The sequence below is a fragment of the Mycobacterium heckeshornense genome, from assembly GCF_016592155.1.
GTDB lineage: Bacteria > Actinomycetota > Actinomycetes > Mycobacteriales > Mycobacteriaceae > Mycobacterium > Mycobacterium heckeshornense.
Genome location: NZ_AP024237.1, coordinates 4,624,207 through 4,650,840, shown reverse-complemented (window position 1 = coordinate 4,650,840; position 26,634 = coordinate 4,624,207). Strand labels below are relative to the sequence as shown.

Below are 26,634 nucleotides of genomic sequence, written 5' to 3'. Positions count from 1 at the left end.
AAGCCCTGCTAACCACTACGGCGTAAGGTCGATCGCGTGCGTAGCGACAGAGACACCTGGGACATCACCACAAGCGTTGGTTCGACCGCGTTATTCGTGGCAACCGCAAGAGCATTGGAGGCGCAAAAGCCTGACCCGTTGGCGGTCGACCCGTTTGCCGAGGTGTTCTGCCGAGCGGTGGGCGGCGACGCGGCCGGCGTGCTCGACGGCGAGGTGCCCGAACATCCACTGAAAACGACCGATTTCGGCGAACATTTCGTCAACTTCCAAGGGGCCCGCACCAAATACTTCGACAACTACTTCGGCCGCGCCGCCCAAGCCGGCGTGCGGCAGATCGTGATCTTGGCCGCCGGCCTGGACTCGCGCGCCTACCGGCTGACCTGGCCTGACGGAACGACCATCTTCGAGTTGGACCAGCCACAGGTCCTGGAATTCAAGCGCGAGGTGCTGAGCGCCCATGGTGCCACGCCCCAAGCCGAGCGTCGTGAGGTCGCCGTCGACCTGCGCGACGACTGGCCCCAAGCGCTGTGCGACAACGGGTTCGATCGCACTAAGCCTTCGGCGTGGATCGCCGAAGGCCTGTTGATCTACCTGCCGGCCAGCGCACAGCGGCAGCTGTTCACCGGGATCGACACGCTTGCCGCCCCCGGCAGCCATGCCGCGGTCGAAGACGGTGCGCCGCTACCGCCCGCCGAGTTTGCGGCCAAGCTCGAAGAAGAACGCGCGGCTGTCGCTCGCGGCGAGCAGCGTCTGTTTTTCCAGTTGGTCTACAACGAGCAGTTCGCTCCGGCCGACCGGTGGTTAGGAGAGCGTGGCTGGACCACCGTTGCCACCCCGCTGGCCGACTATCTGCGCGAAGTGGGCCGACCGGTGCCGGGACCAGAGACCGAGGCCGGACCCATGATCGCCCGCAATACGCTGGTCAGCGCGGTCAAAAACTAAGCCCGTGCCCACGGCAGGCGGCCGGACTTACTGGGCTGCCTTTAGGGTGTCGACGTGCACCTTTTGTTCGCCTACGGTACGTTGCGCGATCCCGATGTTCAGCGCGCGCTTTTCGGCCGCCTCGTCGCGTGCGAAAACGACTCGCTGGCCGGCTTCGCGGTCGACCACGTCGAGATCACCGACCCGTCGGTCGTCGCCACCAGCGGCTCCGACAGGCATCCAATTCTGCGACCCGGCACGCCGGACGACGTCGTCGCGGGATCGTGTCTGCGGCTCACCGCCGACGAACTCGACGCCGTCGACCGCTACGAAGTCGGCGACTACCGGCGCGTTTTGGTCACCTTGACCTCGGGCCGACCGGCATGGGTCTACGTGTCCGCTGATCATGCCCACACGTTGGACTGAGCCCACCCACTGGGGCCGGCGCAGGACACCTGCCTGGATGAGCCCCGCGGTGTCAATCGGGAGCCGGCGTTGACCTGGCTCCTACAGCTGTGCCCAGACGATCTTGGTCTGCAAGTAGGTCTCCAGGCCCGCTCTTCCGGACTCGTAACCCCACCCCGACTGCTTGTAGCCGCCGAACGGCATGGAATGGTCGAACTGCATCTGACAGTTCAGCCCGACAGTGCCGGCCTGCAGTCGCTTTGCCAGGCGGTGGGCGCGGCCGAGGTCTCGAGTCCAGGCGGTGGCGGCCAATCCGTACGTGCTGTCGTTGGCCAGCGCGACCGCTTCGTCCTCGTCGTCGAACGGCAGGATCGCGACCACCGGCCCGAAGATCTCTTCCTGGAACAGCCGGCTCGTAGTGGCCACGTTGGTGAGCACCGTGGGACGGACGAAGTATCCCTTTCGGTCGAGCCGGTGCCCACCGGTGACGACCTCGACGCCGTCGGACTTGCCTTGGTCGAGGTAGCCCATCACGCGGGTGAGCTGTTTTTGGCTGATCAGCGGGCCGATCATGGCGCCCTCGTCCTTGGGTCCGCCCAGCTGAAGGGTATCGGCAATCTTGGCGATGCCTTCGACCACTTGCTGGTAAACACCGCGCTGGGCGAAGATGCGCGAGCCGCAGACACAGGCTTGCCCGGAGTGGATGAAGGTGCCGAAAGCCGCCATGGGGATGGCCGCCTCCAGGTTCGCGTCGTCGAAAATCAGCACCGGCGATTTTCCGCCGAGTTCCAGCGTCACTTTCTTGAGGTTGCTTGCTCCGGCGGCATGCACGATCTCCCGACCGACTTCGGTCGAGCCGGTGAAGGCGACCTTCTCGACGTCAGGGTGTGCGGTTATCGCCGCGCCTGCGGTGTGACCGTAGCCGATCAGCACGTTTGCCACTCCGTCGGGTACGCCAGCTTCGGCCAGGATCCTTTCCAGGATGACCGCGGTGAGCGGGGTCTCTTCGGCCGGCTTGACGACGCTGCTGCAGCCGGCCGCCAGCGACGGGGCAACTTTGCAACAGAAATTGAAGATCGGTCCGTTCCACGGGAAGATCAGGCCCACAACCCCGTAGGGCTCTTTGAGGGTATAGACGTGCTGGCGCACGTCGATGCCGGTGAGACCACCGGTGTGCACGTCGGCTGCGATGCCCTCGATTTTGGTGCACCAGCCGGCGTAGTAGCGGAAAAATTCGGCGCCGACGGCCACGGTTCCCTGCGCTTGCAACGGCGTCATGCCGGCGTTAAGCGATTCGAGCTCGGCCAGTTCGGCGGCGTGCTGATCGATCAATTCACCAACGCGCCACAGCACCTTGGCTCGTTCGCTGCCCGGCAAGTCCCGCCACACGCCTGACTCGAAGGATGCCTTCGCGCGGGCAACCGCATCGTCGACCGCTTCCGGGCCACAGTCTTTGACCTCCGTCAGCTGTTCTTCGGTGGCCGGATCGATGACGGGAATAACCTCGCCGGTGCCGGGTCGTTCACGAATTTCGTCCAGTACAGCGTGCACCTTCATCGGTATCCCTTCTCGCGTCTCTGCGGCGTTCACGTCGGGAAGTGATCCGCAGATGCGGAATCGCCGCCGCGTAGGTTATGCGCATAACCATCCGGTGTCCAGACCTGTCGGTGTCGACCTCCTGGCTAATGTGGCCGGTCACGTCGAGGCTCGCACGATCAGGCGTGCGATGTCGATGGGCTGCGGGGGTGGCGGGGCCGGGTAGCCGAGCTCGGTGAGGACGGCGGTCACGGCAGCATCGGCCACCGCACGGGGGTTGAACTGCACGGTAGTCAACGGCGGTGAACTGATCGCTCCCATCGGGTCGGCGTCGACACCGATCACCGCGAGATCGTCCGGGCAGCGTAGGCCCGCTTCGCGGATACCGTAGAGAACCAGGCACGCGACCTCGTCGCTTTGCGCGCACACCGCGGTCACACCGCTGCTCACCCACGCGGTGACGACGTCTGCGGCATTGTCCGCGGTGACCTCGTCCACGCTTACCCGGTCAAGGCCGTGAGCGTGCGCCGCCCGGGTCACTCCGCCGAGCCAATAGTCGCCCAGGGCACGCCATTTCGCGATCCCGGTGTAGGCGAACGCGATGCTTCGGTAACCCCGCGACACGAGGTGATCGACACGCAGCGCACCCACCGACATCGGGGGATCTCCCAGCGCGGGCAGCGTACCGATTTCGATATAGGGCACATCCGCGGCGGTTACCGCGCTGTGGGCCGCCCTGCTCAACGGAAACAGGCTGGTGACGGCGACGGGATCCAGATGCTCGATCGCGTCGATCACATGCTGGTCGTCGTCGGTTTCGAAAATCTGCACGGCCAGCAAACCACGATGGGCAAGCTCAGTGGTCATCCGGCTGCCGGCTTGCATCGGCATTTCGCCGACCGCCACCCGCGGCACGATGTACAAGACCACACCGCTCTTGCCGCGTGCGAGGTTCCGCGCGGCCACATTGGGCCGATAACCCAACTGTTCGGCGGCACGGTAGACCGCCTCCCGGGTACCGGTGGAGATCCTTTTGCCCTGAGCACCGTTCAAAACGTAGCTGACCGTCGCGGTCGACACCCGCGCCAGACGGGCGACATCGGCGTGGGTGGGCCGGGAAACTTTGCCCACACCCGACGCGTCACGGCGCGTACTGGCCATGCCCCATGGTGGCATGACTTCATCGTCAGCTTCCGGCAGCACCCGCGTTCCGCGTAATCGGCCGTGACCGCGCCATTGCGGCAAGTGGGCGTTTCCCTTAGTGAAAACTGGGAGTCTCCCTAAGGTTTCGTAACACCGACCAAACGGTTCGGCACTACAGGCGGACTGTGGCTAGCGTGGTTTGAGCTTCGTTGGTCACCGACGACCACTGACCGGCCAGGCGAGCCCAAGTTTCGGGTGGCGCACTACGGATCAGATTGCGCTGCAACGATTCCGTAAACCGCTCGCAACATGGGTAACCGATGCCGAAACATCGTCGCCGCACGATCGGGCATGAATTTGGCGCGCACATCGGAGGGAGAAAACGCGTGGTTGCTGGACCCGGCATGGACACCGGACCGGGGCCGGTCAAGACTCTTTGCGCTTATTGCGGTGTCGGTTGCGGCATGGTCTTGGAGCTCGGCAAGGATCCGGCGACCGGGCGCAACCAGGTCACCAAGTCGACAGGGCACAAGGCCCATCCGGCTAACTTCGGCAGGTTGTGTACAAAAGGCGCTACCACGGCTGACATGCTTGCTGCACCGGGCCGCATGGAATCGGCGTATCTACGCGCCGACCGCGGCGAACCGGCCCGCGCGATCAATGTCGATGCCGCAATCACACACTGCGCCAAGCGGTTACGGGCAATCATCGACCAACACGGGCCGGACTCAGTGGCCCTGTATGTGTCCGGGCAAATGTCGCTCGAGGCACAGTACCTGGCCAACAAGCTCGCCAAAGGCTTTATCGGAACCAACCAGATCGAGTCGAACTCACGACTGTGCATGGCCAGCGCCGGCAGCGGCTACAAGCAATCCCTCGGTGCCGACGGTCCGCCCGGCTCATACCAGGACTTCGATCAGGCTGATGTTTTCTTCGTCATCGGCGCCAACATGGCCGACTGCCATCCAATCCTGTTCTTGCGCATGATGGATCGCGTCAAAGCCGGCGCCAAGCTGATTGTCGTCGACCCGCGCCGCACTGCGACCGCCGACAAAGCCGACCTGTTCTTGCAACTCGCACCGGGCACCGATCTCGCACTCCTTAACGGCCTGTTGCACCTCATCGTCGAGAATCAGCAAACAGACCGCGATTTCATTGCCGAGTTCACTGAGGGCTGGGAGGTGATGCCGAGCTTCCTGCAGCAATTCCCGCCCGCGAAGGTCAGCGAAATCACCGGTATCCCGGAGCACCACATCCGGACAGCGGCTCAATGGATCGGCGAAGCAGAAAACTGGATGAGCTGCTGGACGATGGGACTCAACCAGAGCACCCACGGCACGTGGAATACCAACGCGATCTGCAACCTGCATCTGGCCACTGGCGCGATCTGCAAGCCGGGAAGCGGCCCGTTTTCGCTGACCGGACAGCCCAACGCGATGGGCGGGCGGGAGGTGGGTTACATGGGTCCGGGTTTGCCGGGGCAGCGGTCGGTGACCTGCGACGACGACCGGGCGTTTGTCGAGGACCGGTGGGGAATTCCGCGCGGCTCGCTGCGCAAGGATGTCGGTGGCGGCACCATCGAGATGTTTTCCCGTATGGCCGAAGGGCATATCAAGGCGTGTTGGATTATCTGCACCAATCCCGTTGCGAGCGTGGCTAACCGGAAAACTGTGCTTGCCGGTTTGGAACGGGCGGAGTTAGTGATCGCCCAAGACGCGTTCCTCGACACCGAAACAAACGAATACGCAGACGTGCTGCTGCCGGCGGCGCTGTGGACGGAATCCGAAGGGGTGATGGTCAACTCTGAACGCAACGTCACCCTTTTCCAGCAAGCTGTGGATCCGCCCGGACAAGCGCTGCCCGATTGGCGGATCATCGCCCGAATCGCCGGTGAGATGGGCTATGCCCACGCGTTCAGCTACGACTGCGCGGAGGACGTATTCAACGAAATCAAGCAGTTCTATAACCCTGCCACCGGGTACGACCTACGCGGCATTACCTACGAGCGGCTCCGCCGCACGCCAATCCAATGGCCGTGTGCACCCGACAGCAAGGCCGATCGCAACCCCATCCGCTACCTCAACAACGGTGTGAGCCAAACACGGTTTGTCCGCGATGACGGCAGCGTGCCACGGCTGGCGTTTCCGACGCCGAGTGGACGCGCCCTGTTTTTCGCCCGGCCACACCTGTTGCCGGCTGAGATGCCTGACGATGAGTACCCGTTCCTGCTCAACACCGGGCGCCTGCCGCACCAGTGGCACACGATGACCAAGACCGGCAAAGTTGACAAGCTCAATAAGCTCAATCCCGGCCCGTTCGTGGAGATTCACCCCGACGATGCTGCCCGGTTGCAGATCGCTGACGACGACTCCGTCGAGATTGCCTCCCGCCGTGGGCGCGCCGTGCTGCCCGCCGTGGTCACCGACCGCGTGCGCCCGGGCAACTGTTTCGCACCGTTTCACTGGAACGACGCGTTCGGTGAGTACCTGTCCATTAATGCCGTCACCAACGACGCGGTCGATCCGGTGTCGCAGCAACCGGAATACAAGGCTTGCGCAGTCACTTTGACCAAGGTCTCCGTCGCGACGGGGGAATTTGGCCCGGGTGCAAACCAGCCGGATCAACCCCTCACGGTGGAAATCAGCTTGTCGCAGCTCGACGCACTCGCCGAGATACTTGGGGTAACCGACGATCTACGACCACAGTTCACCTCGCTGGAGCGCTTGTATCTTGCGGGAATGCTGAGCGGCTTGCGTTCCGACGTCGGCCGACGAACACCCGGGGTACCGAGCCTGCCCGCCGACGCGCCGTTGCAGCCCAGCGTGCGGATGTGGGTGGATGGCGTGCTGGCCGGCCTATTTTCGCGCAGTCCGCTGCCAGCCGCGGTTGCGATGCCCGGCGCAGGCGGCACAATACCCGAGAGCCCGGTTGCCGATTTCCACACGGCGCCGCAGCGAGCGCCGATTGCGGTGCTGTGGGCGTCGCAAACCGGGAATGCTGAAGCGCTTGCCGCGGATATCGCCGCGCAGCTCACCGAAGCCGGCCTACCGGTCGCGTTGCGGGCGATGGACGAGTGTGCTGTCGATGACCTGCCGGCCACTCGGGAGCTGCTGCTGATCACCAGCACGACGGGAGATGGCGAGCCACCGGACAACGGCACCGCGTTCTGGGAGGCGTTATCAGCACCGGACGCACCCGCGCTTACCGATACCCGTTATGCGGTGCTGGCGCTGGGTGATTCCAGCTACGACGACTTCTGCGGCCACGGACGCAAACTCGACGAGCGCCTCGCCGAGCTCGGCGCGAGCCGCCTGATCGACCGCGTCGACTGTGAACCCGACTACGAAGACACCGCTGCCCGGTGGCTCGGCGACGCGCTGCGGGAACTCACCCGCCAACCCGTCCCGGTCGGGGGCGGCGCCGCTCAGCCCGTCGTACCCGCTCGCCCCACGGTCGCATCCCCGCCAGAGCCGCACACGTACGACAAGAAAACCCCCCTGATCACCTGTCTGGCACAGAATATCCGACTCAGCGGCCCGGGGTCAGCAAAAGACGTGCGGCAGTTCGTTTTTCGTGTTCCCGATGAGGCTTTCTGTTACCAGGCCGGTGACGCGCTCGGTGTGTGGCCGCGCAATCACCGGGAACTTGTCGACGAATGGCTGTCAGTCACCGGATTGGATGGCGAGACGGTGGTGGACGTCGGAGATTGCGGGGCGATGCCATTGCGGGTTGCATTGGCCGAACGATTGGCGATCGCGAACCTGACACCAGACCTGCTGCGGTTTGTGGCGCAGCGCAGTGGCGACCCCGACCTCGCTGAGCTGCTGAAGCCGGAGAACAAGGCCGCGCTGGCCGACTGGGTTTGGGGCCGTCAGCAAGTGGACTTGCTGGCGGAGGTGCCGGTCGCCGCGTCGGTGGACGAGTGGATGAGAGTGCTCAAACCCCTTCAGCCGCGGCTATATTCGATCTCATCGAGCCCGACGGTACACGAAGGCGAGGTACACCTGACCGTCTCGGCGGTGCGTTATCGCTTTCAAGGCAGGATTCGCCGCGGAGTGTGCTCGACCTACCTCGCCGACAATACCAGCGGCGACATTGGCATCTACGTTCACAAATCTCCTCATTTTCGACTGCCGGCCGACCCGGACGCGGCGATCATCATGATCGGGCCCGGCACGGGTATCGCACCGTTTCGCGGCTTTTTGCATGAACGTCGCGCGCTCGCCCACCCCGGGCCCAATTGGCTGTTCTTCGGCGAACAACACGCCGCCACGGACTTTTACTACGGCGACGAAATCCGGCAGATGTACGCCGATGGGTTTCTGACCGAACTTGACCTGGCATTCTCGCGCGACCAACCTGACAAGATCTATGTGCAAGATTTGATGCGCAAACGCGGTGCAAAGCTTTGGCGATGGTTACAGGACGGTGCCCACGTCTACGTCTGCGGCAACGCTGCACGCATGGCCAAAGCGGTCGATCAGGCGTTGCGGGAGATCGTGGAACGACACGGTCACCTTGATGCCCACGCGGCGAAAGCCTACGTGAGGAAGCTGTCCGCGGCGAATCGCTATCAACGCGACGTCTACTGACGACAACGTGCACCGCGGTGCGTGTGTACCAACTCAGGTTTCCCGCAACGGGGCCTCGGCTTCGCCGGTATTCGACGGCCAGCTTCCCGGCACCATCGGCGCGGTCGGACCGTCAGCTAACCCAGCCCCGGCCAGCCTGGTCAACCCGATCGGCCGCTGCGTGCTTGATGTGGCCGTGGTGCCGGCGAAGCCCAACCGGCCGGCTCCCCGATCGGAGGTCACCGCCGAGGTCGCATGCCCATCGCCGTTCGACGCCGCCGCGGGTACTGAGTCCGTATCCGATTCGATGTCCAAAAACTCGTAGCGATGGCCCCGATCTATGCGTTTCGGTGCCGCGCGGCGACGCCGTCGCCTCGCAGCCTGCTTCGCCGCCGAAACTGCCGCCGGCGCCGGGGTCGTGGCTTTATCCGGTGCGGGCCTGTGGGCTTTGCCGGGCATAGTCGCCGCCGATCCCGCGCCCAGATCACCGACCAGGTATGGGTAAGCGACGCTTTGTGCGCCCACGGCGCTTTGCGCACCCAGGGCACCCTCGGCCCCCACCACCGGCGCGGGTGGCGGCGCGCCGGGCGCCGGCGGGGCGGCGGATGGCGGCGTCGACGCGGGTACGGGGCCGGTCGACGGGGTGGAACTCACGATGGAGGCGGGGCCTACGGCCGGCGCATTGGGCACCGCCGCCGGAATGGGTGTGGCAGCAACCGGCATGAGTGACCCTGCCGCCGCAACTGGTGCCGCCCCGGCAGCGCTGGTCAGCGCCGCGACGCTACCAGCCACCCCGGCGCCCGCCGCCAGTGGCGCAGTCGCCACGGGCGTGACCAAGCCCGCGGAGTAGATCGGGTTGGCGGCCACGAATGCCGGCAGCAAGGCCGGATTGTTGAGAATGATCCAGGTGAGGTACAAGGTCCGGTGAACGACGAATTGGGTTGCCAGAAGTAGCACCGCCTCGGCGAACTGAACGGGGTTATTCGCGTAGTTGGCGAGCATCGCTTCAGCGCGCGGGATGAACGTCGCCAAACTCGGCTGCATCGATTGAAACGAGTTGGGCGAGAACGGGTTGAACTGCGGAGGGAATATCGCTTGCAGCCACTGCTCGGGCGTGGTCGGCAGTGTGGTTCCCATGCCCGGCATGTTTCCCATACCGCCACCCATGCCCCCCGAATTGCCCATACCGGAGCCGGAACCCATACCCCCGGAGTTGCCCATACCGGAGCCGTCGTCCATCTCCGCTTTCATGATCTGTGGGGCCGGCGGGGTGCGTGGCGCGGCGGCCAGTGCTGCCGTGGAAGTCGCCTGATAGGTCGTCATCGTGGTGGCGGCCTGGACCCACATCCGCACGTAGTCGGCTTCGTTCAAGGCGATCGGGATGGTGTTGATTCCGAAGAAGTTGGTGGCCACCAGCACGGCATGGGTGGCGTGGTTGGCGGCCAATTCGGCCAATGTCGGCATTGCGGCCAGGGCAGCGGTATAAGCCGCAGCCGCGGTTTCATGTGCGGCGGCCATCGCTGCGCTGTTGGCCGCAGCCTGTAATAGCCATGCGATGTAGGGCGCATGCGCCGCCATGTATTGCTCAGCGGTCGGGCCCTGCCAGGCCCCTGCCCGCACTGCGCCCAGCAGCGCGGTGAGCTCGTCGGCCACCGCGATGTACTCGGTGCTCAGGGAATTCCACGCGCCGGCCGAGGCAACCAGGGAACCGGGCCCGGGGCCGCTGGATAGCAGCGCGGAATGGAGCTCCGGCGGGAAAGCCATCCAGATCGGCGCAGTCATTGTGGTCCCCGCGAGGGTGGACGCCTTGACGCCGACACACCTCCCGGCTTCGTCAGGCGCTTCGGCGCTGGTGGAACCGGGCTTTGTCGACCGCCACCCACCTGCAACGCGTGCTCCTTTTGATCAGACCGCCGTTGCAATTCTAGCCGTATAACCGTAGCTACGGAAAAATAAGTCCTATATAACCGTATCTACGGTTTTAGGTCAGCCCCTGAATAGCTGCGACCAGTGATGACAGCGACGACCTTGTTGACTAAGGGAACTAATGCGCGCGGATCGGCGACTACCTGAGCGGTGCCAGGACCGAGTCCGAGATAGTGCCCGGCCAGGCCTCATAGGGGGTGCTTGATGCAAGCGACGCAAACCGGTCACCGCCCAGCAATGGCAATCACTGGTCTTTCTGCCAATGAGGCCGGTGAGGTAGGGTCCCTGCGACGGTGTTGAAAATCATTTCCAATATGACTGTTGCCGCACCGGTGCCGGAGAAGGAGGTGAGCGGTGGTGACTGGCAGGGGCAGCCAACCATCGTTCAGCGCATGGCTGCGGCCCGGCGTCGGGCGAAGCCGTACATCTCGACACTTAGCTTATGCAATGCTAACTTCACCGAAGTTAGGTAGCACTAACAAACCCAGGGAGGGTATGGGCCGTGGACGGCGGTGACATCGGGACGCTGGTGGCCGGTCCCGTTGCAGCTCGAATTGACGGTGACGTCGTCAGCCGGTTCGCCACGTGTTGCCGGGCCCTGGGCCTGACGGTGTATGACCGCCGCCGTCCCGCCGACCTTGCCGCCGCTCGTTCTGGGTTTGCCGCGCTGACCCGGATCGCCCACGACCAGTGCGACGCGTGGACAGGGCTTGCCGCCGCCGGCGACGTTTCCACCTCAGTGCTCGAATCGATATCGCGCACCGTTTCGACCGCCGGGCTGCTGCAACGCCAGATCGAACTGGAACCGGGCACCTTGGGTTTTCAATATGACACCGGGTTGTATCTGCGGTTTCGCGCCACCGGACCCGACGACTTCCACCTGGCCCACGCCGCGGCGCTGGCAGCGGACGGACGGTACGCCGACGCCCACCAGCTGGTCGCCGGCATTCTCCGACGACGGCCGAATTGGCACGACGCCCGCTGGGTGTCGGCCGCCATCCACTACCGCGCCCAGCGCTGGTCGGACGTCGTCAAGCTGCTCACCCCGATCGTCAATGACACCGACCTCGACGAGGTTTTCGCCCACGGCGCCAAGATCACCCTGGGGATCGCGCTGGCCAGGCTGGGCATGTTCGCCCCGGCCCTGTCCTACCTCGAGGAACCCGAGGGCCCCATCGCCGTCGCCGCGGTCGACGGTGCGCTGGCCAAAGCGCTGGTGCTGCGCGCGCACGTCGACGAGGAGAGCGCCAGCGAAGTTCTGCAGGACCTGTACGCAGCCAACCCCGAGAACGAGGAAATCGAGCACGCCCTATCCGATCCCAGCTTCGGGATCGTCACCACCACCGCGGCACGCATCGAGGCCCGCACCGACCCGTGGGATCCTGAAACCGAGCCCAGCCCAGGCGATTTCATTGACCCCGAAGCCAAAGAGCGCAAGCGGGTGCTGCTCGCCGAGGCCGAACGCGAGCTCGACGAGTTCATCGGCCTGGACAAGGTCAAAGACCAGGTGGCCCGATTGAAAAGTGCGGTGGCCATGGAGGTGGTGCGCAAGCAGCGCGGTTTGGAAGTGGCACAGCGCACCCACCACCTGGTGTTCGCCGGCCCGCCCGGGACCGGTAAGACCACCATTGCCCGGGTTATCGCCAAGATCTATTGCGGGCTGGGCTTGTTGAAGAAGGAAAACATCCGGGAAGTGCACCGCGCCGATTTGATCGGCCAGCACATCGGGGAGACCGAAGCCAAGACCAACGCGATTATCGACAGCGCGCTGGACGGTGTGCTGTTTCTCGACGAGGCGTACGCGCTGGTGGCCACCGGCGCGAAAAACGACTTCGGGCTGGTCGCCATCGACACCCTGCTCGCGCGGATGGAAAACGACCGCGATCGCCTGGTGGTGATCATCGCCGGCTACCGCGCCGATCTCGACAAGTTCTTGGACACCAACCAAGGTCTGCGGTCGCGCTTTACCCGCAGCATCGACTTCCCGTCCTACAAACCGGCTGAGTTGATCGAGATCGCCAAATTCATGGCCGCCAAGCGTGACAGCGTCTTCGAACAGGCCGCCCTCGACGATCTCGAAGCGTTGTTCGCCCATCTGGCCGACATCTCCAAGCCCGACGCGGCCGGCGTTGAACGCCGCGGCCTAGACATTGCCGGTAACGGGCGGTTCGTGCGCAACGTCGTCGAAAAATCCGAAGAAGAACGCGAATTCCGGTTAGACCATTCTGAGCACGCCGAAACCGGCGAGTTCACCGACGAGGAGTTGATGACGATCACCGCCGAGGACGTCCGCAATTCGGTAGAGCCGCTGCTGCAAGGCCTCGGCTTGCTGGAGCTCGCATGACCAGGAATGAGCTCGACGACGAGCGTCGCTCGTTCGCCTCGCGCACACCGGTCAACGAAAACCCGGACAAGGTGGTGTATCGGCGCGGCTTCGTCACCCGCCACCAGGTAACCGGCTGGCGTTTCGTCATGCGGCGCATCGCTTCCGGTGTCGCCCTGCACGACACCCGGATGCTTGTCGACCCGCTGCGCACCCAGTCGCGGGCGGTCCTGATGGGCGCGCTGATCCTCGTCACGGGATTGATCGGTTGCTTCGTGTTCTCGCTGATCCGGCCCGGCGGGTCGGCGGGCACCAACCCCGTATTGGCCGACCGATCCACCGCCGCCCTGTACGTGCGGGTCGGCGACCAGCTTCACCCAGTGCTCAACCTCGCGTCAGCCCGGCTGATCGCCGGTCGGCCGGTCAATCCCACCACGGTGAAAAGCACGGAGCTGGACAAGTTTCCGCGCGGAAATTTGATCGGTATTCCCGGTGCCCCGGAACGCATGGTGCAAAACACCTCAGCGGACGCGGACTGGACGGTATGTGATGCGATCAGTGGGCTGGGGCACGCGGCACACAGTGCTGGTGTCACGGTCATCGGCGGCCCCCTGGACACCAGTGGCGCGCGGGCCGCGGCGCTAGGTGCCGGGCAGGGGCTGCTTGTTGACAACGGCGCCGGTACGTGGCTGCTCTGGAACGGCAGGCGCAGCCGCATCGATCTGTCCGACCACGCCGTCACCACCGCCTTGGGACTGGGCACCGATGTGCTTGCCGCGCGGCCGATCGCGTCGGGCCTGTTCAACGCGGTTCCGGAGGCCCCCCCGTTGACGCCGCCGGCCATCCCGGACGGGGGCCGCCCAGCGCATTTCCCGTTGCCACCGAACGTGCCGATCGGAGCGGTGGTGGTGGCTCACGCGTTAGAGACCAACTCAGATCACGGAGTGGTGTACTACGCGGTGCTGCCGGACGGGTTGCAGCCGATCTCGCCGGTGCTTGCCGCGATCTTGCGCAACACCAATTCCTATGGCCTGGACCAGCCGCCGCGGCTGGCCGCTGATCAGGTTGCACGGCTTCCCGTTTCACGGATGCTCGACACCTCACGCTATCCGGACCAGCCGATCAGCCTCGTCGATGCGGCAAAGGCGCCGGTGACCTGCGCCTACTGGAGTAAGCCGGCCGGGGCTGCCACCAGCTCGCTGACGGTGCTGTCCGGGTCTTCGCTGCCAGTGCCCGACGGGGTGCGCACCGTGGAGCTGGTGAGCGCCGGCGCTGGCGGGACCGCGGCTCGCGTCGCGCTGAGACCCGGTCGCGGGTATTTCGCTCAGACCGTCGGCCAGGACGCGTCTTCGCCACCCGCGGGGTCGCTGTTCTGGATCGCCGACACCGGTGTCCGATACGGCATCGACAACGAAACCGGTCCGACTGGACACGCCAAAGCCATTGAGGCGCTTGGCCTGAACCCGCCGCCGGTTCCGGTCCCGTGGTCGGTGTTGTCGCTGTTTGCACCCGGCCCCACGCTTTCCCGGGCCGACGCGCTGCTGGCCCACGACGGGTTGCCGCCTGACTCTCGACGCAGCCGCGAAGCTTCAGCCCAACAGGAGACCCGATGAGCCGCCTGATTTTCGAGGCCCGCCGCCGGCTGCCGCCTCCCGCGACCCGCCAGGGAACGATCGCCATCGAGGCACCGCCGGAGTTGCCGCGGGTGATCCCGCCGTCACTGCTGCGGCGCGCACTGCCGTATCTGATCGTGATTCTGATCGTCGGGATGATCGTGGCGATGGTCGCCACCGGGATGCGACTGATTTCGCCGCAGACACTGTTCTTCCCGTTCGTGCTGCTGCTGGCCGCCACCGCGTTGTACCGGGGCACCGACAACAAGACACGCACCGAGGAGGTCGACGCCGAACGCGCCGACTACCTGCGTTACTTGTCGGTGGTTCGCGACAACATCCGCACCCAGGCTGCCGAGCAACGGGCGGCCGCCGAATGGTCACACCCTGACCCCGCGGAGCTGGCCAGCATCCCCGGCTCGCGTCGGCAATGGGAGCGCGACCCCAACGACTCCGATTTTCTGGTGGTGCGGGCCGGCCGGCACACCGTGCCGCTGGCCACCCCGGTGCGAGTCAACGACATTGCCGACGAAGTCGACTTAGAGCCGGTGTGCCACAGCGCATTACGCAGCCTGCTGGACACCCAGCGCACGGTGCGGGACGTTCCGGTAGGAATCGATTTGGCCAAGGTCTCGCGCATCACCGTACTGGGCGAAGCCGGCGAGGTGCGCGCCATGCTGCGGTCCCTGATCGCCCAGGCGGTGACGTGGCACGACCCGACGGTGCTCGGAGTTGCTTTGGCCACACCGGATTTGGAAGACGCGGACTGGTCGTGGCTGAAGTGGTTGCCGCATGTCGACATTCCCGGCGAGCTGGACGGCGTCGGCCCGGCCCGCTACCTGTCGACCAACCCCGGTGAGCTGTGCCGGTCGCTCGCTGCGGCCCTGGCGGATCGTCCGGCGTTCACCGGTGGCTCGGCTGAGGCGCTACGACACCTGCTAATCGTCGTCGACGACCCCAACTTCGACATTAACTCCTCGCCATTGGCGGCGGCGCGGGCCGGAGTCACTGTGATCCAGCGCTCCGCAACACCTCCGCACCGCGAACAGTATCCGGATCCCGAGCGTCCGATTCTGCGTATCGCGCACGGCCGTATCGAACGTTGGCAGTCCGGCGGCTGGGCGCGCTACATTGACGAGGCCGACCAGCTCGACGCCGACGAAGCCAGCCACCTGGCTCGTCAGCTTTCCCGCTGGGATTCCAACCCCACCCATGCCGGGCTGCGCTCGGCGGCCACCCGGGGCGCGACGTTCACCACGCTGCTGGGCATCCCCGACGCGTCAGCGCTCGATGTTCCCGCGCTGTGGGCGCCGCGACCCCGGGAGCAGGAATTGCGCGTGCCGATCGGGGTCACCGCCACCGGCGAGCCGCTGATCTTCGACCTCAAAGACGAAGCCGAGGGCGGGATGGGCCCGCACGGGCTGATGATCGGGATGACCGGCTCCGGTAAGTCGCAGACCTTGATGTCAATCTTGTTGTCGTTGTTGACAACCCACTCGGCTGACCGGCTTATCGTGATCTACGCCGACTTCAAGGGGGAGGCCGGCGCCGATAGCTTCCGCAACTTCCCGCAGGTCGTCGCGGTCATCTCGAATATGGCCGAAAAGAAGTCGCTGGCCGACCGGTTCGCCGAAACGCTGCGCGGCGAGGTGGCCCGCCGGGAGGTGCTGCTGCGGGAAGCCGGCCGGCGCGTGCAGGGCAGTGCATTCAATTCGGTGACCGAATACGAGAACGCCATCGCGGCCGGACACGACCTTGCCCCGATTCCGACGTTATTTGTGGTCGCCGACGAATTCACGCTGATGCTGGCCGACCATCCCGAGTACGCCGAGCTTTTCGACACCGTGGCCCGCAAGGGCCGATCTATGCGAATCCACATCCTGTTCGCGTCGCAGACGCTGGATGTGGGCAAGATTAAGGACATCGACAAGAACACCTCCTACCGAATCGCGTTGAAGGTGGCCAGTCCCGCGGTGTCCCGCCAGATCATCGGCGTCGAGGACGCCTACCACATCGAATCCGGCAGGGAGCACAAGGGTGTGGGCTTCCTGGTGCCCGCACCCGGTGCGGCGCCGATCAAGTTCCGCAGCACCTACGTCGACGGTATCTATGAGCCGCCACGGACCACGAAAACCCTTGTGGTGCACGCGGCGCCGGAGCCGAAGCTGTTCACCGCCGGGCGGGTCGAGCCGGATCCGGAGACAGTCCTCACCGCGGGAGACGAGGAACAGCCAACCGGTCCGCCGCGCAAGCTGATCGCTACGATCGGCGACCAGCTGGCCCGCTACGGGCCCCGCGCGCCCGAGCTGTGGCTGCCGCCGCTAGACGATCCCATCCCGCTCAACGCGGTTCTCGCGCGCGCTGCGATACCGCCAGGGCGATGGCGATGGCCGCTGGGTGAGATCGACAAACCGTTCGAGATGCGCCGCGACCCACTGATTTTCGACGCGCTCTCCTCAGCCGGCAACATGGTTATCCATGGTGGCCCGAAGTCGGGCAAGTCGACCGCATTGCAGACGTTCATCCTGTCGGCCGCCAACTTGCATTCGCCCCGCGAAGTGACCTTCTACTGCCTGGACTACGGCGGCGGCCAGCTGCGAGTGCTGGAAGACCTGGCCCACGTGGGCAGCGTGGCGGCGCCGCTGGAACCCGAACGTATCCGTCGCACCTTCGGTGAGCTCGAGCAACTGCTGCTGTCTCGCCAGCGGCGGGAGGTCTTCAGAGACCGGCGAGGCAACGGCTCCGGGCCCGACGACGGCTACGGGGAGGTGTTTCTGGTCATCGACAACATCTACGCGTTCGGCCGCGACAACACCGACCAGTTCAACACCCGAAACCCGTTGCTGGCGAAGGTGACCGAGTTGGTCAATATCGGTTTGGCGTACGGAATCCACGTCGTGATCACCACTCCGAGCTGGCTCGAGGTGCCGCTGGCAATGCGCGACGGCCTGGGCTTGCGCCTGGAGCTCAAGCTGCACGACCCCCGAGACAGCAATGTGCGGGTTATCGGTGCGCTGCGTCGTCCGGCCGAGGCCGTGCCGGCCGACCAGCCGGGCCGGGGGCTGACGATGGCCGCTGAGCACTTCCTGTTCGCCGAACCCGAGCTCGACCAGATTGCCGAGATCAACGACCGCTACCCGGGTGTCAGCGCACCGCCGGTGCGGTTGCTGCCGACGAATCTGCCGCCCAGCGCGGTTGGCGACATCTACCCGGGTCCGGAGCGGGTGGTCATCGGTCAGCGCGAAGAAGACCTGGCGCCAGTCGAAGTCAACTTCGCCGAGAATCCACTCCTGATGGTGTTGGGCGACACTAAGTCCGGCAAGACCACGCTGCTGCGCCACATCATCCGCACCGTTCGTGACCACTCCACTTCCGACCAGGTCGCGTTCACGGTGGTGGATCGCAGACTGCACCTCGTCGACGAACCGCTGTTCCCAGACAACGAATACACGGTCAACGTCGACCGGGTGCTGCCGGCGATGCTGGGGCTATCGGCGCTCATCGAGTCGCGGCGCCCGCCGACGGGTATGTCTGCGGCGCAACTAACCAACTGGAGCTACCAGGGACACACCCACTACCTGATCATCGATGACGTCGACCAGATACCCGACACCCCGGCCATGACCGGCGCATTCGCCGGCCAGCGGCCGTGGACCAGCCTGATCGGGTTGTTGTCACAGGCTGGCGACCTGGGATTGCGGGTGATCGTCACCGCGCGCGCTACGGGATCGGCGCACGCGTTGATGACCAGCCCGCTGCTGCGCCGGCTCAACGAACTCCAGGCGACCACCCTGCTGCTGTCAGGCAACCCGCAAGACGGCGGCAAGATTCGCGGCCAGCGGTTCGGCCGCCTGCCTGCAGGACGCGCAATCTTGCTGGACGACAACGATATTCCGACTTATGTGCAGTTGGTCAACCCGCTGGTCGACGAAAGTGTGAGCGTTGACGGTCGGTGAGATTCACCGGAAGGAGTAGATGCTATGACGCTACGAGTTGTTCCCGAAGGCCTGGCCGCGACCAGTGCCGCGGTCGAGGCGCTGACCGCACGTCTAGCGGCCGCGCATGCCAGTGCCGCCCCGCTGATCACCGGGGTGGTGCCGCCGGCGGCTGACCCGGTGTCACTGCAGACCGCGGTTGGATTCAGCGCCCAGGGCGCCGAGCACGCCGCCGTGGCGGCCGAAGGTGTCGAAGAGCTGGGCCGGGCCGGTGTCGGGGTCGGGGAGTCCGGGGCAAGCTACGCTGCCGGCGATGCGGCCGCGGCGTCGACCTACCTGATTGCCGGCTCCTGAGCATGACCGCACCGATCTGGATGGCGTCGCCGCCGGAGGTGCATTCGGCGTTGTTGAGCGCCGGTCCGGGCCCGGGTTCATTGTTGGCGGCGGCGGGCGCGTGGTCGTCGTTGAGCGCCGAGTATGCCTCGGCGGCAAGTGAACTGAGCGCATTGGTGGCACAGGTTCAAGCCGGCTCGTGGGAGGGGCCCACCGCGGCGCAGTACGTGGCCGCGCACATGCCCTACCTGGCATGGCTGACCCAGGCCAGCGTCAACAGCGCGGGGGTGGCCGCCCAGCACGAGATTGCGGCGGCGGCCTACACCTCCGCCTTGGCCGCGATGCCCACCTTGGCCGAGTTGGCCGCCAACCACGCCATCCACGCAGTGCTGGTGGCGACAAACTTCTTCGGCATCAACACGATTCCGATCGCCCTCAACGAAGCCGACTACGTGCGAATGTGGATACAGGCCGCCAGCACGATGGCCACCTACCAGGCGGCCTCCGGTATGGCGCTGGCCTCCGCGCCACGCACCGCCCCAGCACCAATAGTGGTCACGCCCGGCGTCTCTGAAGTCGGCAACGCCGTAGCCACTGCGGCCCAGACGGGCGCGCAGGCCCAGGCAACCCAATCCGGTTCGTCGCTCAATCTCTCAGACATCTTGTCGCAACTACTGCAGTTTCTGCGGGATCCGCTCGGCAGCTTCCAGCAGATGCTCAGCGCCTTCGCGGCGAATCCGTTAGCGGCACTGGTGGCCTACGGACCGTTTCTGTTCTTCGTCGGTGCCTTCGCCGCCTATGAAGTGCTCTCACCGATAGCGACCTACGGGCCCATGCTTGCACTGGCGGTGGCACTGCCGATCATCCTCGGGCTGGGCCTCAACTACCTGCAGTCGTTGACCCAACCCGTGGCCGCTGCCGGCGTGCCCGCCGTCGTCGGTCCCGCCGCGGCGACCGCAGCCGCCCAGCCCGCGATGTGGCCCGTGGCTGGATTGGCGACAACCGGTGCCGCGCCGGCGGTTTCCCCCGCACCGACCGCCGCGGCACCGGGTACCGCTGCCGCCGCGACAGCACCGGCGGCAGGCACGGCTGCGGCGGCCTACCTGGTTGGCGGCATCGGTCCGGACGACGGGCCCGGACCGACGCTGCGGGACCGAGAGGAAACCAAAGCTCCCGCTTCGCCAATCCCGGCCGCTGCCGTTGTGGGAATGTCAAGCCGGGAGAAGGCGCGGGCGCGCCGGCGCCGGCGGGCGGCGATGCGCGATTACGGCGACGAATTCGCCGATATGAATATCGAGGTCGACCCGGACTGGGACGCGCCGCGCGACCAGGAAGCAGCCCCCTCGGCGGCGGCCTCCGACACTGGAGCCGGGCCGCTGGGCTTCAGTGGGACCGTGCGCAAGGAAGCTGCCGCGGAAGCCGCGGGGTTGGCGACGCTGGCCGGTGATGAGTTCGGTGAGGGGCCGCGGATGCCGATGGTGCCCGGCAGCTGGGAGCTTGACCGGCCCGCCGACGGGGAGGGGGGAAAGCGCAACTGACGAACAGCATTGTGGATCAGTCTGAGCAGTCGAAGAGAAAGGAAGTGTGATGAGTTTGTTGGATGCTCATATTCCGCAGTTGGTGGCCGCGCAGTCGGCGTTTGGTGCCAAGGCGGCGTTGATGCGCTCGACGATCGGGCAGGCCGAGCAGGAGGCGTTGTCGGCGCAGGCGTTTCACCAGGGGGAGTCGGCGGCGGCGTTTCAGGCCGCCCATGCCCGGTTTGTGGCGGTGGCGGCCAAGATCAACACGCTGCTGGATATCGCGCAGGCCAATCTGGGTGAGGCGGCGGGCACCTACACCGCCGCCGATGCCGCGGCCGCGTCCACCTACACCGGGTTCTGAGCGGTCAAGGTTTGAAGCGAAAGGGGTTGTGATGTCGCAGATCATGTACAACTACCCGGCCATGCTGGCGCATGCTGCCGATATGGCCGGTTATGCGGGGACCCTGCAGGCGCTGGGGTCGGATATCGCCAGTGAGCAGGCGGCGTTGTCGGCGGCCTGGCAGGGCGATACCGGGATGACCTATCAGGCCTGGCAGGCGCAGTGGAATCAGGCGATGGAGCAGCTGGTGCTGGCGTATCGGGCGATGGCCGGCACCCACGAAACCAACACCACCGCCATGCTGGCCCGCGACCAAGCCGAAGCCGCCAAATGGGGCGGCTGATCACCCATCACCTCGATGGACGCTGAGCCCAACGCCGTCGAGCTGACCGTAGAACAGGCGTGGTGCATCGCCGAAACTGTCGGTGCGGGAACCTTTCCGTGGGTACTCGCGATCACCACGCCGTACTACGACGTCGCGCACCGAGCCGCGTTCATGGATCAGCAGACCGCCGAGCTGAAGCGGATGGGCCTGATGTCGCCGGACGGCGTCGTCAACCCGGCGGTGGCGGAATGGATCCGGGTGGTGTGCTTCCCGGAGCGGTGGCTGGACCTGCGATACGTGGGACGGTCCCGGACCACCGGTGCCGACGAGATGCTGCGCGGCATCGTCGCCCGCCGCGACGATAAGACCGTGGTCGCGCTGCGCAACGCGCAGCTGGTCACGTTCACCTCGATGAAGATCGACGACCCCCGCGCACTGGTCCCGGTCCTCGGCGTCGGCCTTGCGCAGCGCCCGCCGGCGCGGTTCGACGAGTTCAGCCTTCCGGCCCGGGTCGGCGTCCGCGCCGACGAGCGGTTGCGTGCCGGCGCACCACTCACCGAAGTCCTTGACTACCTGGGTATTCCAGCGTCCGCGCGGCCGGTTGTGGAGTCTGTGTTCACCGGTCCGCGCAGCTATGTCGAGGTGGTCGCCGGCTGTCGCCGCGACGGCCAGCACACCACCACCGAGGTCGGGATGAGCATCGTCGACACCACAGCCGGGCGGATACTAGTCAGCCCGTCGAGAGCGTTCGACGGCGAATGGGTGTCGACATTCCGGCCCGGGACACCATTTGCGATCGCCGTCGCGATCGAGCAGCTGACCTCCGAATTACCGGACGGCCAGTGGTTTCCGGGTCTTCGGCTGTCCCGGGATTTCACCACCCAGTCGCCCTAACGAATATCCGAAGAGAAGAAAGAGAACTCATTTTCATGTCCCACCAACTCTTGAGGCCCCCGTATGTCTAGCGCCGTGATGCCAATCGTGCGGGTCGCCATCCTTGCCGAAAGCCGGCTGACGGAAATGGCATTGCCTGCGGAACTGCCGTTGCGCGAAATCCTGCCCGCGGTCCAGCGGTTGGTGGCTCCAGACGGTGACACCGACTCCGAGGTGTCGACGACACCGGCGCGGCTGAGCCTTGCCCCGATCGGCGGGGCGCCATTCAGCCTGGATGCCAGCTTGGACACGGTAGGGGTTGTCGACGGCGATCTGCTGGCGCTGCAGCCGCTGTCTTCCGGGCCGGCCGCACCGGGCATCGTCGAAGACGTCGCCGACGCCGCGGTGATCTTTTCCGCTTCGCGGTTCAAGCCGTGGGGCATCGCCCATATCCGGCGCGGGGCGCTGACCGCCGTCATCGGTGCGGTGCTCGCGGGCACCGGCCTGGCGGCCACCCACCACGTCGTCACCAAGGCGCCCGTGGGGCTGGTCGCCGTTGGTGCGATCGCGGTGCTCGCCGCGCTGGCCGGGCTGGTGGGCAGGGCGCGGTCACCGCGAACCGGCGTCGCCGTGTCAATCGCCGCGCTGGCGCCGATTGCCGCCGCCCTCAGTTTGGCGGTGCCCGGCGAATTCGGGCCCGCACAGGTGATGCTGGGCGGCGCGGGCGTCGCCGCGTGGTCGTTGATCAGCCTGATCCTTCCCACCCGTGAGCGTGAGCCCGCCATCGCGTTCTTCACCGCAACTGCGGTGTTGGGCATAGCGGTTCTGCTGGCAGCCGGGGCCGAATTGCTTTGGCAGTTACCGTTATTGAGTATCGGCTGCGGCCTGATCGTGGCGGCACTGCTGGTCACCATCGAAGCCGCCCAATTGTCAGCGCTATGTGCGCGGTTCCCGTTGCCCGTCATTCCCGCGCCCGGAGACCCCACTCCGTCGGCGCCGTCATCGCAGGTCCTGCAAGACCTGCCGCGGCGGGTGCGCGTCAGCGACGCCCACCAGAACGGCTTCATCGCCGCCGCCGTGCTGCTCAGCGTGCTTGGCTCGGTGGCAATCGCGGTGCGACCGGAAGCGGTGCCGGTAGTGGGCTGGTATGTCGTCGCCGCTACCGCCGCGGCCGCCGCGCTGCGGGCACGGATATGGGATTCGGCCGCCTGCAAGGCCTGGCTGCTGGCCGAGCCATATCTGGTCGCCCTGGCCCTGCTGGTGCTCTACACGGCAACCGGACGCTATGTGCCGGCGTTGGGCGCGGCCGCGGCACTTGCCGCGCTGGTGTTGGTGTGGGTGGTGGTCGCGCTGAATCCGCGAATCGCCTCACCGGATAGCTATTCGCTGCCGCTGCGCCGGTTGCTGGCGTTTGCCGCGGCAGGGCTCGACGGCTCGCTGATACCGGTCATGGCCTACCTGGTCGGCCTCTTCAGCTGGGTGCTCAATCGATGACAGTGACCCGTTTGGGTTGTGCTGCTGCGGTTTTCACTACCGCCGTGATGTGGAGCTGCGCCCCGGCGCTGGCGATCAGCCCCCCGGTCGTCGACCCCGGTGTCAAGCCGCCCAGCGGCGCCCCCGGGCCGGTGCAGCCGGTGGAGCGGCGTGCTGAATGCAGCAGCTCCGCCGTCATGCCGGGCACCGACCCCGGCGTCACGACCCCGAACCAGGTGATGCTGAATTTGCCTGCGGCATGGCGGCTTTCCCGTGGCGAAGGCCAGCTGGTGGCCATAATCGACACCGGTGTGCGGCCGGGGCCGCGGCTGCCCAACGTCGTTCCCGGCGGTGACTACGTGGAAACGACCGACGGGCTGACCGACTGCGACGGCCACGGAACGCTGGTCGCCGGCCTGGTTGCCGGCCAGCCGGGCGACGACGGGTTCTCCGGTGTGGCACCGGCCGCGCAGGTGCTGTCGCTGCGAGCCGCCTCCGGCAAGTTCATGCCGAAGATTGCTGGCGGCGACCCGATGCTGGCCCAGGCCTCGGCCGATGTGGCCGCGTTGGCCCGGGCGATCGTGCATGCCGCCGACCGCGGCGCCCGGGTGATCAACATCTCGACGGTCACTTGCCTGCCAGCTGATCGCGGCGTCAACCAGGCGGAGCTGGGGGCGGCGATCCGGTATGCGGCGGTGGACAAGGACGCGGTGATCGTGGCCGCCGCCGGCAACACCGGAACCACGGGTTCGTTCGGCGGGGCAACCCCTTGCGAATCCAACCCGCTCACCGACCTGAGCCGCCCCGACGATCCGCGTAACTGGTCGGGTGTCACCTCGGTTTCCATTCCGTCGTGGTGGCAGCCCTACGTGCTGTCGGTGGCCTCGCTTACGCCCGAGGCGCAACCGTCGAAATTCACCATGGTCGGGCCGTGGGTGGGTATCGCCGCGCCCGGTGAGAACATCGTGTCGGTCAGCAATCGCGATGACGGTGGCCTGGCCAACGCGCTGCCCAACGACAAGCAGCAGTTGGTTCCGCTCAACGGCACCAGCTACGCGGCCGGCTACGTGGCGGGCGTCGCGGCACTGGTCCGCAGCAAGTACCCGCAACTGACCGCCGCCCAGGTCGTGCAGCGCATCACCGCGACCGCGCACAACGCGGCCCGAGCGCCCTCCAACCTCGTCGGCGCCGGCACCGTCGACCCGGTCGCCGCCCTGACGTGGGAGCTGCCGGCGAGCGGTGACTCGCACGCACCGGCGGTCAAACAGCTTGCCGCCCCGTCCGAACCGGCACCCAAGGATCCCACACCGCGAGTCGTCGCCTTCACCGGCACCGCGGTACTCGCGCTGGTCGTCGTGGTCGTCGCTGCGATTGCCGCGCACCGACGAAAGGAGCCCACCCCGTGAGCCTGCGCCGATCCTCCCTCTGGCCGGGAACCGGACGGGTGACGCTGCTGTTGCTGGCCGCCGTGCCCGCCGCGATGGCGTATCCGTGGCAATCGATGCGTGACCGTTGGGTGCTGGGCATCGGCGCCGCGGTGGCGATTCTGCTTCTGGGCCGGTGGCGCGGGCTTTACGCCACCACGATCCTGCGCCGCCGGATGGCAATGAGCAGTCGCAACAGCGGGCTGCGGCGAGCCCGGGATCCAGGCATCGATGTGCGGGCCACCGCGCTGCTGCATGTCAGGCCGTCGGCGGAAACCGTTGACGTGCTTCCGCTTCCGCTGATCACGCGATACCTGGACCGCTACGGCATTCGCGCCGATGCGGTGCGTATCACCAGCCGCGACACCGGGTCGGACACCGGGGTGCTGCAGCGGGACACCTGGATCGGCATGACAGTTTCGGCCGTGGCGAACCTAGCGGCACTGCAGGCGCGGTCACCGCAAATTCCGCTACTGAAGACCACCGAGGTCGCAGTGCGCCGACTTGCCGACCATTTGCGTGAGTTGGGCTGGAGTGCCAGTACTGTTGGAGCCCAAGATATTCCGCCGCTATTTAATCGATCTGCACGGGAGACCTGGCGGGGTGTCCGCGACCAGCGCACGGAGTACGTTGCGGCATACCAGGTTAACGTCGATTCGGCGCTGCCCGACATGCTCGCAGCTATCCGATCGCACGTCGCGCGCGAGACTTGGACGTCGTTGGAGATCAGCGGCACCGAAGAGCGGACCACGGTGGCGGTGGCATGTGCGTTCCGCACCGAGGGCCGGCCCAGCGGTAGCGCACCTCTGCCCGGGCTGACCCCGCAGAACGGAAACCACTGGCCGGCGCTGACGGCACTGGACCCGTTGTCGACGCGCCGGCTCGACGGACACACCGAGCTGCCCGCGAGTCTGCTGGAACGGTTGCGCTGGCCCAGTGTCGCGGGTCCCGCGCCGTCGAGGCCACGGCACGCGGCCGCGGTGTGACGCTGAGCTACTGCGCGAGCCCGTCGAACAGCCGCGCGGCGTTCTCGTAGAACACGCCGCGCAACCAGGCGTCGTCGATACCCGGGAGCCGGGTGAGTGAGCGCATTGCCTCCAGGTAGCCGTAGGGAATGTTGGGAAAGTCGCTGCCGAACAGAATTCGGTCACCGAGTTGGCGCAACCGGTGCCGCTCAGACCACGGGAACGGCATGGTTTCTTCGGCGAACGAAGTGAAGACCATCGTGGTGTCCAGCCTCACCTCTGGATGGCGCTCGCAGATGTCGAAAAACTCGGCGTACTCGGGCATTCCCATGTGTGCGATGATTAACCGCAGTCGCGGGTAACGGTGCAGCAGGCGCTCGATCGGCTCGGGCCCGGTGTGTTCACCTGGCGTCGGGCCTGATCCGCAGTGGATGACGACCGGTAAGCCAGCGTCTTCGATGGTTCCCCAAACCCAATCAAGCAGTGGATCATTCGGGTCATAGCGGCCGACCTGGATGTGCGCCTTGAAAATCTGGGCGCCGCCACGGATGGCTTCCTCGACATACTCGGCGGCGTCGGGTTCGGGGTAAAATGTCGCAGTGGCAAGACAATCCGGCGTGTAACGGGCGAACCGGGCGGACCACTGGTTCAGCCATGCCGCCATTCGCGGCTTGTGCGGGTACACCAGCGCGGTGAACCGCCGCACCCCGAACTGCCGTAACGTGTTTACTCGCTGAGACTCGTTGTCACGATATGTAATTGGCCAGGTACGCCCGACCAGCGGACCGGCCGAGTCGAAGTAGTGCCACACCTTGTCCAGCACTGATTTGGGCATGAAATGGGTGTGCACATCGATCACCCCGCGCAGTCCCAGCGTCGACCAAATCTGCCGCACCTGGGTGGTCTCGTCGGTTAGCACGGCGCGGCACCCGGTTGTCGATGGTGGCGGGGCATCGGTCATCCTCGCTTGGTAAGTATCCGGTAATACGGTTTGTCTATATCAGCCGG

The 26,634-nt window shown here is 66.0% G+C and carries 18 protein-coding genes; 14 read left to right on the top strand and 4 right to left on the bottom strand.

What is annotated here, in order from left to right:
• Window positions 1–36 precede the first annotated feature (36 nt).
• Both MHEC_RS22410 and MHEC_RS22405 read left to right on the top strand, forming a co-directional pair.
• On the top strand, window positions 37–942 hold the full coding sequence (locus MHEC_RS22410; RefSeq protein WP_048890524.1) for a class I SAM-dependent methyltransferase: 906 nt from the start codon (window positions 37–39) through the stop codon (window positions 940–942).
• A 54-nt stretch (window positions 943–996) separates the two neighbouring features.
• Window positions 997–1,347, top strand: coding sequence for a gamma-glutamylcyclotransferase family protein (locus MHEC_RS22405; RefSeq protein WP_048890525.1), 351 nt, complete (start codon window positions 997–999; stop codon window positions 1,345–1,347).
• Between the two features lie 81 nt (window positions 1,348–1,428).
• On the opposite strand, the gene MHEC_RS22400 is transcribed toward MHEC_RS22405, so the two are convergent.
• Together MHEC_RS22400 and MHEC_RS22395 are read right to left on the bottom strand one after the other, a co-directional pair.
• Window positions 1,429–2,883: an aldehyde dehydrogenase family protein gene (locus MHEC_RS22400; protein ID WP_048890526.1), complete on the bottom strand. Its 1,455-nt coding sequence runs from the start codon at window positions 2,881–2,883 to the stop codon at window positions 1,429–1,431.
• Window positions 2,884–3,021: 138 nt separating this feature from the next.
• Window positions 3,022–4,038: a LacI family DNA-binding transcriptional regulator gene (locus MHEC_RS22395; protein ID WP_235434750.1), complete on the bottom strand. Its 1,017-nt coding sequence runs from the start codon at window positions 4,036–4,038 to the stop codon at window positions 3,022–3,024.
• A 371-nt stretch (window positions 4,039–4,409) separates the two neighbouring features.
• On the opposite strand from MHEC_RS22395, the gene MHEC_RS22390 reads away from it, so the two are divergent.
• A complete protein-coding gene (locus MHEC_RS22390) occupies window positions 4,410–8,597 on the top strand; it encodes a bifunctional nitrate reductase/sulfite reductase flavoprotein subunit alpha (RefSeq protein WP_048890527.1) in 4,188 nt (1,395 codons plus the stop codon).
• A gap of 33 nt (window positions 8,598–8,630) precedes the next feature.
• Here MHEC_RS22390 and MHEC_RS22385 read toward each other — a convergent pair whose 3' ends face one another.
• Window positions 8,631–10,358: a PPE family protein gene (locus MHEC_RS22385; protein WP_048890528.1), complete on the bottom strand. Its 1,728-nt coding sequence runs from the start codon at window positions 10,356–10,358 to the stop codon at window positions 8,631–8,633.
• A gap of 646 nt (window positions 10,359–11,004) precedes the next feature.
• On the opposite strand from MHEC_RS22385, the gene eccA reads away from it, so the two are divergent.
• The 11 genes from eccA (at window position 11,005) to eccE (ending at window position 25,647) form a co-directional block, all read left to right on the top strand.
• Entirely contained in the window at window positions 11,005–12,846 is a 1,842-nt protein-coding gene (gene eccA / locus MHEC_RS22380) for a type VII secretion AAA-ATPase EccA (protein ID WP_048890529.1), read from the top strand.
• Window positions 12,843–14,438 carry a type VII secretion protein EccB gene (gene eccB, locus MHEC_RS22375; RefSeq protein ID WP_048890530.1) on the top strand — a complete coding sequence of 532 codons (1,596 nt, stop codon included), beginning with the start codon at window positions 12,843–12,845 and terminating at the stop codon, window positions 14,436–14,438. Before eccA ends, eccB begins: the two co-directional genes overlap by 4 nt.
• A complete protein-coding gene (gene eccCa / locus MHEC_RS22370; RefSeq protein ID WP_048890531.1) occupies window positions 14,435–18,394 on the top strand; it encodes a type VII secretion protein EccCa in 3,960 nt (1,319 codons plus the stop codon). The genes eccB and eccCa overlap by 4 nt, the downstream gene beginning before the upstream one ends.
• A gap of 24 nt (window positions 18,395–18,418) precedes the next feature.
• Window positions 18,419–18,727: a PE family protein gene (locus MHEC_RS22365; RefSeq protein ID WP_048890532.1), complete on the top strand. Its 309-nt coding sequence runs from the start codon at window positions 18,419–18,421 to the stop codon at window positions 18,725–18,727.
• A 2-nt stretch (window positions 18,728–18,729) separates the two neighbouring features.
• Window positions 18,730–20,244, top strand: a complete 1,515-nt coding sequence (locus tag MHEC_RS22360) for a PPE family protein (protein ID WP_048890533.1) — start codon at window positions 18,730–18,732, stop codon at window positions 20,242–20,244.
• Window positions 20,245–20,293: 49 nt separating this feature from the next.
• Window positions 20,294–20,587 carry a type VII secretion system protein EsxG gene (gene esxG, locus MHEC_RS22355; protein ID WP_048893952.1) on the top strand — a complete coding sequence of 98 codons (294 nt, stop codon included), beginning with the start codon at window positions 20,294–20,296 and terminating at the stop codon, window positions 20,585–20,587.
• 31 nt (window positions 20,588–20,618) lie between these two features.
• Window positions 20,619–20,909, top strand: a complete 291-nt coding sequence (locus MHEC_RS22350; RefSeq protein WP_048893951.1) for a WXG100 family type VII secretion target — start codon at window positions 20,619–20,621, stop codon at window positions 20,907–20,909.
• Window positions 20,910–20,924: 15 nt separating this feature from the next.
• Window positions 20,925–21,785 carry an ESX secretion-associated protein EspG gene (locus MHEC_RS22345; protein WP_048893591.1) on the top strand — a complete coding sequence of 287 codons (861 nt, stop codon included), beginning with the start codon at window positions 20,925–20,927 and terminating at the stop codon, window positions 21,783–21,785.
• 63 nt (window positions 21,786–21,848) lie between these two features.
• The gene (gene eccD, locus MHEC_RS22340; protein WP_048893590.1) at window positions 21,849–23,258 is read left to right on the top strand and encodes a type VII secretion integral membrane protein EccD; all 1,410 of its coding nucleotides are present in this window, start codon (window positions 21,849–21,851) and stop codon (window positions 23,256–23,258) included.
• Complete coding sequence (gene mycP, locus MHEC_RS22335) at window positions 23,255–24,643, top strand: type VII secretion-associated serine protease mycosin (protein WP_048893589.1); 1,389 nt, start codon at window positions 23,255–23,257, stop codon at window positions 24,641–24,643. The genes eccD and mycP overlap by 4 nt, the downstream gene beginning before the upstream one ends.
• Window positions 24,640–25,647, top strand: a complete 1,008-nt coding sequence (gene eccE, locus MHEC_RS22330) for a type VII secretion protein EccE (protein WP_082170022.1) — start codon at window positions 24,640–24,642, stop codon at window positions 25,645–25,647. The genes mycP and eccE overlap by 4 nt, the downstream gene beginning before the upstream one ends.
• A 7-nt stretch (window positions 25,648–25,654) precedes the next feature.
• Here the strand turns inward: eccE and MHEC_RS22325 are convergent, their stop codons facing one another.
• Complete coding sequence (locus MHEC_RS22325) at window positions 25,655–26,587, bottom strand: amidohydrolase family protein (protein WP_048893588.1); 933 nt, start codon at window positions 26,585–26,587, stop codon at window positions 25,655–25,657.
• Between the last annotated feature and the right edge of the window lie 47 nt (window positions 26,588–26,634).

What these genes read in the sequence shown, in the direction of transcription:
- eccCa (WP_048890531.1), top strand. Translation starts at nt 14,435, where the DNA reads ATGAGCCGCCTGATTTTCGAGGCCCGCCGCCGGCTGCCGCCTCCCGCG.
- MHEC_RS22325 (WP_048893588.1), bottom strand. Translation starts at nt 26,587, where the DNA reads ATGACCGATGCCCCGCCACCATCGACAACCGGGTGCCGCGCCGTGCTA.
- eccB (WP_048890530.1), top strand. Translation starts at nt 12,843, where the DNA reads ATGACCAGGAATGAGCTCGACGACGAGCGTCGCTCGTTCGCCTCGCGC.
- MHEC_RS22390 (WP_048890527.1), top strand. Translation starts at nt 4,410, where the DNA reads ATGGACACCGGACCGGGGCCGGTCAAGACTCTTTGCGCTTATTGCGGT.
- MHEC_RS22400 (WP_048890526.1), bottom strand. Translation starts at nt 2,883, where the DNA reads ATGAAGGTGCACGCTGTACTGGACGAAATTCGTGAACGACCCGGCACC.
- MHEC_RS22395 (WP_235434750.1), bottom strand. Translation starts at nt 4,038, where the DNA reads ATGCCACCATGGGGCATGGCCAGTACGCGCCGTGACGCGTCGGGTGTG.
- mycP (WP_048893589.1), top strand. Translation starts at nt 23,255, where the DNA reads ATGACAGTGACCCGTTTGGGTTGTGCTGCTGCGGTTTTCACTACCGCC.
- eccD (WP_048893590.1), top strand. Translation starts at nt 21,849, where the DNA reads ATGTCTAGCGCCGTGATGCCAATCGTGCGGGTCGCCATCCTTGCCGAA.
- MHEC_RS22365 (WP_048890532.1), top strand. Translation starts at nt 18,419, where the DNA reads ATGACGCTACGAGTTGTTCCCGAAGGCCTGGCCGCGACCAGTGCCGCG.
- MHEC_RS22385 (WP_048890528.1), bottom strand. Translation starts at nt 10,358, where the DNA reads ATGACTGCGCCGATCTGGATGGCTTTCCCGCCGGAGCTCCATTCCGCG.
- MHEC_RS22360 (WP_048890533.1), top strand. Translation starts at nt 18,730, where the DNA reads ATGACCGCACCGATCTGGATGGCGTCGCCGCCGGAGGTGCATTCGGCG.
- esxG (WP_048893952.1), top strand. Translation starts at nt 20,294, where the DNA reads ATGAGTTTGTTGGATGCTCATATTCCGCAGTTGGTGGCCGCGCAGTCG.
- MHEC_RS22345 (WP_048893591.1), top strand. Translation starts at nt 20,925, where the DNA reads ATGGACGCTGAGCCCAACGCCGTCGAGCTGACCGTAGAACAGGCGTGG.
- MHEC_RS22350 (WP_048893951.1), top strand. Translation starts at nt 20,619, where the DNA reads ATGTCGCAGATCATGTACAACTACCCGGCCATGCTGGCGCATGCTGCC.